Raw genomic sequence first — 14,020 nt, 5'->3', positions numbered from 1 at the left:
GTTGGAGGTGGCGCGGGAGGAGTGGGAGGCGACGCGGCGGCGGATGGTGGCGTTGCAGGAGGAGTTGGATTGGCAGGTGTATCGGCAGTACGGGTTGATGGCCGAGGAGCTGACGCTGCCGATGGGGGAGGTGCCGGAGGTTCGGCTGGGGGAACGGGCGTTCGAGATCGTGCTGGCACGGAAGATCGCGGCGGGGGAGGAGACGTCCGAGTGGTTCAAGCGGCATGGGTCGACGCCGATCACGGAACTCCCGGAGCACTGGTCTCCGGAGTACCGGGCGTTGGTGGAGAAGCGGATCGCGGTCATGGAGGCGGATCGGAACATCGGGCTGATCGAGCGGCCCGAGTACAAGCGGCGGTGGGCCACCGAGGGGTGGGACAAGCTGCAGGACACGGCGTTGCGCGACTGGCTGCTCGATCGGCTGGAAGCGCGGGAGTTCTGGTTCGCCGACGTCGACGGGATGATGCAGCCGCGGCTGTGGACCACCGGGCGGCTCGCCGACGAACTGGCGGGTGACGCGGACTTCGTCTCCGTCGCCGAGATCTACCGGCCGGGGGAGGACCTCGCGAAGGTCGTCGCCGGGCTCGTCGAGAATGAGCACGTCCCGTTCCTCGCCGCGCTGCGGTACAAGGACTCCGGCCTGGCGAAGCGGGCCGACTGGGAAGACGTCTGGGACCAGCAGCGGGCCGAGGACGCCGAGACCGACCCGGAGGCGGCGAAGCGGATCCGCGACGCGATCCCCGTCCCGCCGAAGTATGCACAGGCCGATTTCCGGAAGCCGTCCTACTGGCGGGCCCGCGGGAAGCTCGACGTCCCGAAGGAACGGTTCATCTCCTACCCGCCGGCCGGGCCCGACAACGATCCGACGCTGCTCATCGGCTGGGCCGGCTGGGATCACCGCGAGCAGGCCCAGGCGCTGGCCACGCTGATCGTCGAGCGGCAGGACAACGACGGCTGGGACGCCGAACGGCTCACCCCGATTCTCGCCGGACTGCGCGAGGTGATGCCGTGGGTCCGACAGTGGCACAACGACGTCGATCCCCTGTACGACGGTTCACCGGCCGAGGTCTACGACGCCTTCCTCGCCGAGACGATGGGCCGGCACGCCCTCACCGCCGACACCCTCACCGGCTGGCGGCCACCGGCGGCCACCCGAGGCAGAGCGGCGCGACCACGGCGGTAGGGCGCACGGCGGTAGCGGACACGGCGATCACGCAAGGGGGAATGCGATGGCAATCGAGGACAACGAGCCAGGAGACAGCGGGCAGGAAGGGGACGTGCCGCCCCAGGCCATCGCCTGGATGATCGGTCCGGACATCGCACTGGTGCTGGGCGATGAGGCTACTGCCGAATCGGTGGGCGAGCCGCTGTCCGCGTTCTCGCCGCAGATGGCGCGGGCTGTGCTGGCTGGCAACGCCGCTCTGCAGGGGCTGGTCGGCGCCGGGAAGGCGTCGGGGCAGCTCGTGCGGCTCACCGCGGATTCGGCGAAGATGCTTCGAGCCTACGGAGAAACCCTCGACCGGGCCGGTTCGATCTACGCGGTGACGCGCAATGGATCGGGGCAGATCACGAAGCATCTGTCGTTTACGAGAATGCGGACGCTGCCCGCTGCGGCCGCGGCCGGGTCGGCGTTGGGTGCGCTTGCCCTGCAGCTGCAGTTGGAGCACCTCACCCGGCAGTTGACCGAGGTCCAGCAGGCTGTCGGCGGCATTCAGGACCATCTCGTCGACGAGCTCGTCTCCGCCATCGAGAACGATCTCTCTGGGCTCACCGGCGCCTATCAGGCCCTGCACGACACCGGCACCGTCTCGGACGTGGACTGGCCGGGCATCACGCACTACCTCACCGACGCCCAGCAACGGGTCCGCCAGGTGGAGCGGAAGCTGCTGCGCGGCATCGGGGCGATACAGCGCGTCGGGCCGGACAAGGACGAGGACCGCTCCTCGTCCGCCCGGCTCAAGGAGGTCGAGCGGGCCGAGGCCGAGCATCGTCCGCTGCTGTGGCTCGGGCTTTTCCTGAAGGCACAGCAGGCCGTCATGGTGGGCGAAGCCCTGCGCGTCTACCGGCTCGTCGCCGCGGGCGACCCCAACGTGGACGTCCTGACGCAGAGCAGCGAGCAGCGCCTGCGGGAGACGCTCACCGCGATGAGCGATCTGTGCGACCAGGTGGAGAACGCGATCGCCTACGCGGGCACCCAGGATCTCTCGGAGGCGAACCGCCGGCTGCCACCGCAGCTGTCCCGCAGGCTCGACCCGCTGTGGCAGGGCCTGCCCGCGTCGGTACGCCGGGACAGAAGCTCCGAGCTGGCACAAAGAGTCGGCGACCTCCGCGCCCGCATCGCTCCGGTGATCGAGCGGATCCGCACCGTGGTGGCTGCCAGCGGCCGCGCGGTGACGTCGTCGGACGGACGGCCGTCAGCACCCTGACCGGCCACCACTCCGAGCCGCCACCCCGCTGAGTGGCCGCCACTCTGAGCCGCTCAGCCCTCGCCCCACTACTCTCCACCGGGCATAGTCGAATACGTACGATCCGACCACGGATTGCCGTCGGATGATCCGTTTCCGCACCCGTCTCCGCACACGCGCCCGCACGACCTGACCCGAGGTGCCGCCGCATGACCAGTCCGTCGTCCTCCCAGCCGCTGCTGCGCGAGGTCATCGACATTCCGACCCGGACGTCCGACGGCGACTTCGTCCTCAAGCTCACCGAGGGCGTCGCCGACGCCGCGGCGACGATGCGCGACTACGTCCTGACTCCCCGGCTCGTCGGCAACTTCGACGAGGCGCTCGGCCTGATCGCCCAGGCGGTGACCGCCAGCCAGTCGAAGGGCATCTACCTGCACGGATCGTTCGGCTCCGGCAAGTCGCACTTCATGGCGGTGCTGCACGCGCTGCTGCGCGGTGAACCCGCGGCCCGCGGCATCGACGATCTGGCGGCCGTGCTCGGCAAGCACGACGCGGAGCTGGCCGGCAAGAAGTTCCTGCTCGTTCCGTTCCACCTGCTGGGGGCGAAGTCGATCGAGCAGCGGGTCCTCGGCGGCTACGCCGACCACCTGCGCGCCCTGCACCCGGGCGCGCCCGTCCCGGCCGTGCACCGGGCCGAGGCGCTGCTCGACGAGGCGCGCAACATCCGGGCCCGTGTCGGCGACGCCACCTTCCTCGCCGAGCTGAACGGCGCCGGCGCCGGCGCGGGCAGCGGCGCGCCGCTCGGACAGCACGGCGACGATGACGGCGCTGACGGCGGCGAGGACGAGTGGGGCGACGCCTCGTGGACGCCGGCCGTGCTCGACGGGGCGCTCGACCCGAGCGCCCCGGACGCGGACTCCCGCCGCCGGCTCGTCTCCGACCTGCTGACCACCTGGTTCGCGAACACCTACCGCGACCTGCGCGAGGACGCCGAGGGTTTCATCTCGCTGGACGCCGGCCTCACCGAGATCGCCCGGCACGCCAGGGAACTCGGCTACGACGCCGTCATCCTCTTCCTCGACGAACTGATCCTCTGGCTCGCGAACAACATGGGTGACATGGCCTTCGTGTCCCGCGAGGTGCAGAAGGTCACGAACTTCGTCGAGGGCGGGCTCGGCGCCCGGCCGGTCCCGGTCGTCAGCTTCATCGCCCGGCAACGGGACCTGCGCGAACTCGTCGGCGAGCAGGTCGCGGGCGACGTGCGGCTGTCGTTCCTCGACGTTCTCACCCTCGCCGACGGCCGGTACGACAAGATCGTGCTGGAGGATCGCAACCTGCCGCTCATCGCCAACCGGCGGCTGCTGCGGCCGCGCGACGCGAACGCCGAGGCCGCGATCGCCCGGGCGTTCGAGACGACGGCGAAGGTCCGTGCCGAGGTGTGGGACACGATGCTCGGCGGCAGCGAGCAGCTCGGCGCCGACCGGGACGCGTTCCGGCTGTCCTACCCGTTCAGCCCGGCGTTCATGGACACCCTGGTGCACGTCTCGTCCGCCCTGCAGCGCAACCGGACGGCGCTCAAGCTCATGCGCCAGCTCCTCGTCGACCACCGCGACGACCTGCGCCTCGGTCAGGTCGTCCCGCTCGGTGACCTGTGGGACGTCATCACCCGCGGCGCCGACACGCCGTTCACCGACGTCCTCAAAGCCGAGTTCGACGCGGCGCAGAAGCTGTACTCCCGCAAGCTGCGCCCCTACCTGCTCGACGCCGAAGGACTCGACGAGGACATCCTCGCCGCGGTTCGCCGTGCCCGGACGACGTCCGACGCCATCGACGCGGCGCTCGCGACGAAGGTCCGGCGGTTCACGGCCGACGACCGGCTGGTCAAGACACTGCTGTTGTCCGCGCTCGCGCCGAGCGTTCCGGCGCTGCGCAACCTGACTCCGCGGCGCCTGTCCGCGCTCAACCACGGCAGCATCAGCAGCCCCATCCCCGGCGGCGAGGCGGGGCTCGTCGGCAAGAAGGTCGAACGTTGGGCCGGTCAGTTCGGCGAGATCAAGTACCTGCCGGTCAAGGGCGGTGATCCGGGCGTCGGCCTGGAGCTCGTCGACGTGGAGGTCGACAGCATCCTCAACTCCGCCGTCGCCTACGACAGCGTCGGCAACCGGCGTGCGCTGGTCCGCCGGCTGCTCGTCGACGAGCTCGGCGTGACCGTCACCGACGACGTCTACGGCGACCGGCTCGACCTGGTCTGGAAGGGCAGCAAGCGCTCCGCGGAGGTCATCTTCGGCTCGGCTCGCGGCCGCGACCTGCGCGACGATCAGCTTGCCCCGCTGGACCCGCAGTCCTGGCGACTCGTCGTCGACTACCCGTTCGACGACCACGACGAGGGTCCGGCCTACGCCCGGGCGCGCGTCGAACGGCTGCGCGGCGCGGGCGTGCAGCATCGGACGGTCTGCTGGATCCCCGCGGACCTGACCGGCGCGCGCCTCGCCGACCTCGGCATGCTGGTCCGCCTGGACCATCTGCTCGCCGGGGGTGCGCACCGGTTCGACAGCCACGCCCAGCACCTGAGCGCCGACGACCGCCAGCGCGCCCGCGGTGTCCTGAAAAGCCGTCACGACGCGCTGCTGACCAAGACCCGAACCGTGCTGCGCTCGGCCTACGGGCTGATCTCCAAGGACGAACAGGACGTCACCGCCGACTACACCGACCACCTGCGGACCCTGTGGCCGGGGCTGAACCCGGCGCTGCCCGGCGGCGCGTCCTTCCGCGAGGCGGGCCAGCGCCTCGTCGGCGACCTGCTCGCCGACCAGTTCCCCGGCCATCCCGACCTCGACCCGGACCGGACCGGCGTCTCCGTCCGACCGGCCGACCTGCGGACCGTCCTCGGGTACGTGACGAAGGCGGCGGAGGCCGACGGCGGATCCGTCGAGGTCGCCAAGACCGACCGGGTCGCGGTCCGGCGGATCGCACCGGCGCTGGGGCTCGGCGTCATGCACGAGGTCCGCTTCGAGCTGGGACGAGACTGGGTCGACCACTTCACCCGCCGCGCCGCCCAGACGGCGGCCGACGGCGGCGCCGAGGAGGAGCTGCGGGTCAGCGACCTGCTGGGCTGGATCGACGAGCCCAGGCCACGCGGGCTCGACCCGGCGGTGGCGCACCTCGTCGTCGCCGCGTTCGCCGAGCAGACCGACCGGGCGTGGTACCGCCACGGCGGCCTGCTCTCGCCGCCCCCGGAGCTGCAGGCGATCACCCGGGACATGACACTGCGCGAGCAGCCGCTACCCGCCGCCGCCGACTGGGCCGCCGCGGGCGAGCGGTCCCAGCTCATCTTCGGGGTGCGCCCGCCCGCCCTGCTGCGCGGCAGGCTGCTACGCACCTTCGCGGAGGAGCTCGTCGGGAAGGCGCGGTCGACCCGGCCGGCGTGCGAGGAGCTGGTCAGCGCCCTGGAACGGCGGGCCGACGGACTCGGGCTCGACCGGAGCACCGGCCTTGCCGCGTCCACCGAGTCGGCCGCGGACGGCGTCACAGCAGGGCGCTTGCGCACCGCGTGGGCCGCCCGCGACCTGGTCCAGGCACTGACCGACGCCAGGTCCGGGGCGGAGCTGGTCCGCCGCCTCGCCCGCGCCGACCTCGCCGGACCGGCCAAGCGGCTGAACGTGAGCATCGGCCGCGCCCACGACGTGGCCGCTGCCATCAGGGCGGCACCCTGGGACGAGACCTTCGTCCTCATCGACGGCCTGCCCGAGCCCCACCAGGCCAGAGCCCAGGAGATCCTCGGGCAGATCCGGGCCGCCGGCTCCGCCGACGAGCTGACCACCCCGCTCGCCGCGGTGCTCGCCACCGCCCGCGCCGAGGCCACCGCACTGCTGCGTCGCGCCACACGAACGCCGACCCCACCCCCCACGCCGCTCGGCGCCGGCGGTGACGCCGGCACCACCACGGGTCCCCGGCGGCCGGTCGGGCTCCCGCCGTCCGGCACCACCACCGTCGTTGGCGCCCCACACGTTCTTGGCACCCCTCCCGTCGGCGGCACCACGCACGTCATCGATCCCCCGACCGTCGGCGTCGGTGTCGGCGGTGTCGGCGGTGTCGGCGTCGGTGTCGGCGGGGAAGCGGGCGCGGGGGCTGGTCGAGGTGCCGTGCGGCAGTGGCGGGTCCGGATCGCGGACCTCGACCGGGCGCTCGCCGAGGTGCGCGAGCACGCGGGCGACCAGCCGGGCGAGGTCGAGATCGTCTGGAGGCCGGCACCGTGAACCTGCTGTCGTCCCCGCCCGACGGCGGCCTGGCGGGCGGGCCCGGTCCGACGGGCGTTGGAGCTCCGCGGGTGACCCCCGCGATCCTGTTGAACCGTGTCAGCCGGCTACGGCGCGGCGCGCAGAACGGCGACGGCGACCAGCCCCGGGTCCTGCTCGTCCGGGCCCAACCCGAGTGGCCGGCGCCGCGGGAACTCGACGTCGCCGGCCGGCACGTCCGGGTGGTGCCCTGCGTGTCGGCGCTCGCCGTCCTCGAACAGGTCACCTGCTGGGCGCGGGATCCGGTCGAGGACGGCTGGCTGGTGCTGCTGACCGACGCCGACGAGGACGATCTCGGCGACTCCGTCCTGGCCCAGGTCCACCGGCAGCGGGTCGACATCCTCGAGCCCTGGATCGCCGTCCTCGAGGATTTCGGTGCCAACCAGGCCGACCCGCGGCTGCGAGCCCCCGAGCATCGCTGGGTGGCGCAGGCCCTGCTGGAGGCCCGCCCGCCGGCCGGCTGGCCGCGTCGACCCGGCGGCCAGCTCACCCGGGAGGACGCGCTCGCGGAACTGGCGGCCGTCCGCCTCGGCCTGACCGGACTGGGCCTGGGCGCCGCCGACCTGGACATCGCCACGTTGCTGCGCTGGAGTGCGTCCCCCGGCGCGGTCGACGCGCTGCGCCGCCTCGGCGACGAGGAACGCGCCGGCCTCACCGGCTACCTGGCCGAGCGGACCGGCCGCGCGGGGCGCGCCCTGGTCACTCTGCTCGCCGCGGGCAACGGCGACCGGGCCCTCGCCCTCGGGCTGGTCTGTGACTGCCTGTGGCCCGCCCGCGAGCGCGACGCGGCCGGCCCCCCGGCGCCGGCCGGGACGGGCCCCGCAGCGCGCGGCGCGGCGGTCGGCGGTGCGGCCGGGGACATCGCCGCCCTCGAGCGGGCCAGGGCACGGGTCGAGAGGTTCTTCGGCGACGTGCGCCTGGACGACGCGATCATGCGCGCGTTCGCCGACGCGGTCCGCGAGGTGGTGACGACGGCGCTGGCGTCGGCCCGGCCGGGTGCCGGCCGGCTCGGCCTCGTGCCGCCGGACTCCGCGTCGTCCACGCTGCACCCGCAGGACGAGATCCCGGCGCTGCTCGACGTGGCGGAGCGGCTGCTCGACACCATCGACGCCCGCGCGGCCGGTGCCGCGAGCGACATCCTGCGGGCCGGGTTCGACCACCGGCTGGCCGGTGTCGCCACCACCATCCGTGACGTTCTCACCGCCGCCGAGGCCGGCGTCGACCGCGCCCTGCTCGCCCGGGCGGCCCACGACGTCGTCACCGCGGTCGGTTCGCTGCGCGCGCACCTGCTGTCCGCCGTCGAGCGTCCCGAGGTGGAACGGGCCGTGATGGCCGCCCGGCTCGTCGGCTGGCTCGTCCGCCAGCCCACGGGCTCGCTCGCCGCCACACCCCCCTCGACCCGGCAGCGAACCGACCGGGAGCGTGCGGGTGTGCCGACGACGCTGCCCGACGCCCTGGACGCCCATCTCGACGACGGCGCCTGGGCCGACATCGCCCTCGGCCACCTGGCGGCCGGGGCTCCCGCCCCCGCGATCGGCACGGTGTACGGCGACCTCTACCGGGTGGCGGCCCGGCGTCGCCGCACCCTCGACGAGGCCTTCGCACGGCTGCTCGCCGTGTGGACGACGACGGCCGGGCTCACCGCGGCGAGGCCCAAGCGGCCACTGACCGTCGAGGACATCCTCGACCGGGTGGTGGCGCCGGTGGTGACCAGCCACGGGGGCCGGGCGCTGCTGGTCGTGCTCGACGGGATGAACGCCGCGCTCGCCGCCCAGCTCGCGGCCGAGCTGCGCCGCGAGCGGTGGGAGGAGTGCGACCCGCTCGGCCCCCACCTCGAGGAGCCTCACCCCGGCGAAGCACCCGCCCCCGCCCGGCGGCGGGCGGCCGTCGCCGTGCTTCCGACCGTCACCGCCGCCTCGCGGACCTCACTGCTCGCCGGGCGTCTCATCACCGGCGACAAGGCCAAGGAAACCCTCGAGTTCGAAGGCCATCCCCGCTGGGGCCGGCGGGCCGCCCGGCTGTTCCACCACGCCGACCTGGCCGGAGCACCCGGGGCCGCGCTCGACGGAGAACTCACCGAGGCGCTAACCTCGAACACTCCCCTGGTCGCGGTCGTGATCAACACGATCGACGACATGCTGGACCGCGGCCGTCAGCGAGACGACGGCGGCTGGGGCCTCACCGACGTCGGTCGGCTGCAGGCGGTGCTGGGCTACGCCCGTACCGCCGGCCGGGCCGTCATCCTCACCAGCGACCATGGCCACGTTCTCGATCACGGCGCCGAGGCGCTGTCCGCCGTCGACGCCGTCTCGGCCCGACACCGCGTTGCCGACAAGGTCGACGAGCAGCCCCGGGGCGACGGCGAGCCGCGGGATGGTGAGGTGGAACTGGCCGGGCCGCGGGTGCTCGCGCCTGGCGGGCGGATCATCGCCCTCTGGGATCCGGCGCGGCACTACCTGGGCCGCCACGGCGGCTATCACGGCGGCGCGTCGCCGGCTGAGGTGACCGTGCCCGTCCTGGCGTTCCTGCCGTTCCACCCGACCCCGGCGTCGGGGAGCCGAGGTCTGCCGCCCGGCTGGCGTCCGCTGCCCGACCAGCGTCCCGACTGGTGGTCGCTGGAAACCGCGGACCCGCTGCGCAGACTCGGCGGTGACACGCTGCTGATCGGCCCCCGCTCCGCCTCGGGGTCGGCGTCCGCCTCGGGGCGACGGCCGGCATCGGACGAGGGGACGATGCTGGTCCCGACGCGCAGGCGCCGCAGGTCCGCCGAGGAACAGACCGGCCCGGCGCTGTTCGAGCTCCCTCAATCCGCCCCCAGCGTGGCCGGCGACGAGCCATCAGGCGCGAGGCCGGCAGGCGGGAAGCCGCCGAACGGGGAGCCGTCGAGCGGGGAGCCGTCGAGCGGGGAGCCCTCCGTCGCGGAGCGCGCCCTGACGCGGTCGCCGTCAGCCCCGGTGTCCGCCTCGCCTGCCGCCCCCCGGCAGGACTCGCTCGATGCTCTGGTCGCGGCCCTTCTCGCCGCCGAGCTGTTCCAGTCGCAGCTCGACGGGCTGGCCCGCAAGGTGCCGGTGGCGAAGGTGGAGGCGGCGGTGCGGGCGCTGCTCGACGCGAACGGCACCCTTGCCACCAGCGTCGTCGCCGAACGCGCCGGTGAACGCCCAGCGCGGGCCGGCGGTTTCGCGGTGACCCTGCAGCGCCTGTTCAACATCGACAACTACCCGGTGCTGGAGCCGATCGACGACGGACACACCCTGCGCCTCAACATCGACCTCCTCCGGGCCCAGTTCGGCCTGCCCGGGTGAGGTGCCCTCGCGGCGCGACACTCGGCCGTACGCGATGTCATCGTGGGCGGGGCCCACAGGCGGGCGATCCCCTACCTGCCGGGCTCGCCCAGCTCGACCGCTACCTCGACCGCCTCGGCCTGACCACCGGCACCCTCGTCATCTTCGACCGCCGTCCGAACGCCCCCGACATCACCGACCGCACCGCCCTCCACACCGCCACCACCCCGGCCGGACACGCCGTCACCCTTCTCCGGGCGTGACGCGCGGCCGGGGCGTCCGGCTGTCAGATCGGAAGCACCTGGCTCCGTGATGTCCGGGCCTTGAGCACGGCGGAAAGCGAATCCGGGAGAATGGCGGGATTCGGGCGCTGGCGACGGATTCGGGGGCGGGCGTGAGCGGCGAGACCGGGCAGGTCAGCGCGGCGCGGCGGCGTGACGTGCTGGACGCGCTGCGGCGCGGGGCGGTGCCGTCGGCCGGGCTGGACCTGCTCGCGGTCGGGCTGGAGCGGTTCGAGCGGGTCGCCGGTGAGGACCTCGCCGCCGTCACCGCCGGCGGGTCGGTGTTCAAGGCGGTCCGCGGCGAGTACGGCTCCGGCAAGACGTTCTTCTCCCGCTGGCTCGCCGATCGGGCGCGCAGGGCCGGGCTCGCCACCGCCGAGGTGCAGATCTCGGAGAACGAGACGCCGCTGCACCGGCTGGAGACGGTCTATCGCCGTCTCATCGAGCGGCTGACGACCTCGACGTTCCCGCCGAGCGCCCTGCGCCAGGTCGTCGACGGCTGGTTCTACGCGCTGGAGGAGGACGTCCTGGCCGCGGACGAGGCGGCGGGCGTCAGCGCCGAGGCGCTCGACCGGGCCGTCGGCGACCTGCTCGACCGGCGCCTGGCGGAGGTCGGCCGGACCGCGCCGGCCTTCGCGGCGGCGCTGCGCGGCTACCGGGCGGCGCTGGGCGCCGCAGACGAGGCGACCGCGGCGGCGGTGCTCAGCTGGCTCGGTGGTCAGCCGCACGTCGCGGCGGCCGCCCGACGGGCCGCCGGGGTGCGCGGCGACCTCGACCACTTCGGGGCCCTCGGGTTCCTGCAGGGCCTGCTGGTCGTGCTGCGCGACAGCGGGTTCCGGGGGCTGCTCCTCGTCCTCGACGAGGTCGAAACCCTCCAACGGGTCCGGTCCGACGCCCGCGACAAGGCCCTCAACGCGCTGCGCCAGCTGATCGACGAGGTCCACAGCGGCCGCTTTCCCGGCTTGTTCCTCGTCATCACCGGGACGCCCGCCTTCTACGACGGCCCGCAGGGGGTGGCGCGGCTCGCCCCCCTCGCGCAGCGCCTGGCGACCGACTTCACCGCCGACCCCCGCTTCGACAATCCGCGGGCCGCGCAGCTGCGCCTGGCCGGCTTCACCGAGGCGTCGCTGGTCGAACTCGGCGGGCGGGTCCGGCACCTGTACGCCGACGGCTCGTCGGGGGAGGCGGCGGGACGGATCGAGACGCTGGTCGACGACGCCTATCTCGCGGAGCTGGCCGCCGCGGTCGCCGGGCGGCTCGGTGGGAAGGTGGGCGTCGCGCCCCGGCTCTTCCTGAAGAAGCTCGTCGGGGACGTGCTCGACCGCGTCGACCAGTTCGACGACTTCGACCCCCGCCGCGACTACCCGCTCACCATCGCGTCGGCCGAGCTGACCGATCTGGAACGCAACGCCGCCCGCGGGGCGACCCGTGCCGACGACATCGATCTCGATCTCGAGACGGGTGCCGACGCCGACCACGGCGCGGGCGCCGAGCTGGACCGGGCGTGACGATCGACCGGTCCGTACCCGCGTCGACGCCGGCTTCCGCGTCGACGCCGGCTTCCGCGTCCACGCCGGCGGCCGAGCCGGTGGATCTGCTGCACCCGGTGGTGGTGCACCACATCGTGAACAGCCTCGGGTGGCCGGGGCTGCGGCCGTTGCAGGAGGCGGCGGTCGCGCCGCTGCTGGCCGGGGCGGACGCGCTACTGCTCGCGCCGACCGCCGGCGGCAAGACGGAGGCGGCGGCGTTCCCGATACTGTCGCGGATGGCCGTCGAGAACTGGCAGCGGACGTCGGTGCTGTACCTGTGCCCCCTCAAGGCGCTGCTGAACAACCTGGCCCCCCGGCTCGAGACCTACACCGGCTGGCTCGGCCGTCGGGCCGCCGTCTGGCATGGCGACGTGGCGCAGTCCCGACGCGACCGGATCCGCCGCGACCAACCCGACGTCCTGCTCACCACGCCGGAGTCGCTCGAGGCGATGCTCGTCAGCGTCCGCACCGACCATCGTCGCTTCTTCGCCGGCGTGCGTGCCGTGATCGTCGACGAGGTCCACGCCTTCGCCGGCGACGACCGGGGCTGGCACCTGCTGGCGGTCCTGGAGCGGCTGCGCCGGACCATCGCCGGCGCATCGCTGGTTGACCGGCAGGCTGACGCTGCCGACGCGCCCGCCGGTCCGGTCGTCGCATCACAGCAGGATCTGCAGGTCATCGGCCTTTCGGCGACCGTCGGGAATCCGGCCGAGCTGTTGAGCTGGCTGCAGGGCTCGGGCGCGGGCCACCGCCCGGCCCGAGTGGTCGCTCCCGACCTGGCGTCCTGGCCCGCGCCGTCGACCCCAGGCGTTGCGCGGAACGCGTCCGACGCGCGCGGCGCCTCCGATTCGTCTCCGGCGCCGATCCTGCCGGCGCCCGCGGGGGACGTCGAGCTGGACCATGTCGGGTCGGTGGTGAACGCGGCGAAGGTGATCGCGGCGTTGCACCGGGGCGAGAAACGGCTCGTGTTCGCCGACTCGAAGAAGACCGTCGAGGAGCTCGGCCAGGCGCTGCGGGCCCTCGGCGTGACGACGTACCTCTCCCACGCGTCGCTGTCCGCCGAGGAACGGCGTCGGTCCGAGGAGGCGTTCACCGAAGCCCGGGACTGTGTGATCGTCGCGACCAGCACCCTGGAACTCGGCATCGACGTCGGTGATCTCGACCGCGTCATCCAGATCAACGCGCCGACGACCGTCGCGTCGTTCCTGCAGCGCCTCGGCCGCACCGGCCGCCGGCCGGGCACGACCCGCAACTGCCTGTTCCTCGCCCTCGGCGACACCGGTCTCGTGCACGCCGCGGGGCTGCTGACGCTGTGGGGACGCGGCTTCGTCGAACCGGTGGTCGCGCCACCGGAGCCGCGGCACATCATCGCCCAGCAGCTGCTCGCCTACTGCCTGCAGGAGCATCGCGTCGGCGACCGGACGTGGGCGGATGAGTGGAACGGCCTCGCGCCCTTCGACCACACCGCCGAACCGATCGTGCGCCACCTCGTCCGGGCCGGCTACCTGGATGCGGACGGCGGCATGCTGTTCGTCGGCCCCGAGGCGGAACGACGCTTCGGCCACCGGCACTTCTCCGAGCTCACCGCCGTGTTCACCGCCGCGCCCGAGTTCACCGTGCTGCACGGCCGCGACGAGGTCGGCCGCACCGACCCGGTGCTGCTCACCGAGGTCGTCGAGGGCCCGCGTCTGCTGCTGCTCGCCGGTCGCAACTGGCGGGTCACCCACATCGACTGGAAACGTCGCCGCTGCTTCGTCGAACCCGCCGATCGCGGCGGTCGCGCCCGCTGGTTGGCCTCCGGCGACGCCGCGACGTCGTTCGCGCTGGCCAGGGCGATGCGCGACGTCCTGCTCGGCGCGGACCCGCCGGTCGCGCTCACCCGCCGAGCCACGCGGCGGCTCGCCGCCGTCCGCGACGAGCACCTCGACGTCGTCCACCCCGGCGGAACGATGATCGCCCGCACCGACGACCTGACCGATGTCCACTGGTGGACCTGGGCCGGACAGCGCGCCAACCGCACGCTGGTCGCGAGCCTCGGCGACCTCGCCGACCCCCTCCAGCACGCCAACGCCGCCTACCTGCGCCTGCGATCCGACCTGACCCCCGCCACCTGGAAGGCCGCGACCGCCGACCTCGACACCCGGCTGTGCCTGCCCCACGTCACCGCCGAGGCGATGGCCGGCCTCAGGTTCTCCGCCGCCCTGCCACCCCGCCTCGCCGAAGCCACCC

The 14,020-nt window shown here is 73.7% G+C and carries 7 protein-coding genes; all 7 read left to right on the top strand.

The features are described 5' to 3' along the window. On the top strand, window positions 1–1,183 hold a 1,183-nt coding region (gene pglX / locus C1A33_RS09370), incomplete at its 5' end, for a BREX-2 system adenine-specific DNA-methyltransferase PglX (protein WP_115537933.1). A 46-nt stretch (window positions 1,184–1,229) separates the two neighbouring features. Beyond that, window positions 1,230–2,426, top strand: a complete 1,197-nt coding sequence (locus C1A33_RS09365; RefSeq protein WP_133150621.1) for a hypothetical protein — start codon at window positions 1,230–1,232, stop codon at window positions 2,424–2,426. Between the two features lie 188 nt (window positions 2,427–2,614). Continuing rightward, on the top strand, window positions 2,615–6,661 hold the full coding sequence (locus C1A33_RS09360) for a BREX-2 system ATPase PglY family protein (protein WP_101831126.1): 4,047 nt from the start codon (window positions 2,615–2,617) through the stop codon (window positions 6,659–6,661). Then, window positions 6,658–10,002, top strand: coding sequence for a BREX-2 system phosphatase PglZ (pglZ, locus tag C1A33_RS09355; RefSeq protein ID WP_243407355.1), 3,345 nt, complete (start codon window positions 6,658–6,660; stop codon window positions 10,000–10,002). The genes C1A33_RS09360 and pglZ overlap by 4 nt, the downstream gene beginning before the upstream one ends. Next, the gene (locus C1A33_RS09350) at window positions 9,999–10,244 is read left to right on the top strand and encodes a hypothetical protein (protein WP_207770235.1); all 246 of its coding nucleotides are present in this window, start codon (window positions 9,999–10,001) and stop codon (window positions 10,242–10,244) included. Before pglZ ends, C1A33_RS09350 begins: the two co-directional genes overlap by 4 nt. Before the next feature lie 131 nt (window positions 10,245–10,375). Next, window positions 10,376–11,770 (top strand): BREX system ATP-binding protein BrxD, encoded by a 1,395-nt coding sequence (gene brxD / locus C1A33_RS09345; protein WP_101831125.1) that lies wholly within the window; start codon window positions 10,376–10,378, stop codon window positions 11,768–11,770. Beyond that, the coding region (locus tag C1A33_RS09340) for a DEAD/DEAH box helicase (protein WP_243407354.1) at window positions 11,767–14,020 on the top strand (2,254 nt) is incomplete at its 3' end. The genes brxD and C1A33_RS09340, both read left to right, overlap by 4 nt.

The sequence above is a fragment of the Frankia canadensis genome, assembly GCF_900197875.1.
Taxonomy (GTDB): domain Bacteria; phylum Actinomycetota; class Actinomycetes; order Frankiales; family Frankiaceae; genus Frankia; species Frankia canadensis.
This window is presented reverse-complemented; position numbering and strand designations above follow the sequence as displayed.

Bases quoted from the DNA above. Each gene is read 5' to 3' on its own strand.
- C1A33_RS09360 (WP_101831126.1), top strand. From the start codon at position 2,615: ATGACCAGTCCGTCGTCCTCCCAGCCGCTGCTGCGCGAGGTCATCGAC.
- C1A33_RS09365 (WP_133150621.1), top strand. From the start codon at position 1,230: ATGGCAATCGAGGACAACGAGCCAGGAGACAGCGGGCAGGAAGGGGAC.